At 71.3% G+C, this 436-nt stretch carries 1 protein-coding gene; it reads right to left on the bottom strand.

From position 1 onward, the window contains the following. Positions 1 to 436: DUF222 domain-containing protein (locus tag AB4Y80_RS16930; protein ID WP_442215499.1), on the bottom strand; the 436-nt coding region annotated here is incomplete at both ends.

The following is a 436-nucleotide window of genomic DNA, read 5'->3' as shown; positions in this document are numbered from 1 at the left end:
GGTGGTGGCGGTGCTGGGGGTGCCCTGGTGTTGGGCGGTGCGGGCCCAGAGGTCCAGGGAGTCGTAGAGGGATTTGGCGATCACGGCGTCCAGGGTGGCGCCGAGTTGGGCCATGCCGTCGGGCAGAGGGGTGAACCAGACGGTGCGGTTCTTGCGGGCGCGTCCGTGGCGGGTGGTGAGGGATTCGGGGTTGTGGTCCTGGGCCAGGCGACGGATTGTGCGGGTCAGGGCGGCGGGGTTCATGCGGGCGGCGTGGGGCAGGAAGAGGGGTTCGAGGGTGGGCAGGAGCGTTGGGGGGACGTTTTCCAGGCCGCGGTGGATGGCGTGGAGGCGGAGTTCATCGAGTAGGCCCTGGTTGTGTAGGGCGGCGGTGGCGGGCAGTTGCGTGGCCAGGGTGGTGGCCTGATCCAGGAGGGTGTGGGCGCGGCCGCGGCCG

Origin of the sequence: Specibacter sp. RAF43 (assembly GCF_052114065.1) — a bacterium.
Taxonomy (GTDB): domain Bacteria; phylum Actinomycetota; class Actinomycetes; order Actinomycetales; family Micrococcaceae; genus Specibacter.
Note: the sequence above shows the minus strand (reverse complement) of the source record. Positions and strands in the feature narration are given on the sequence as shown.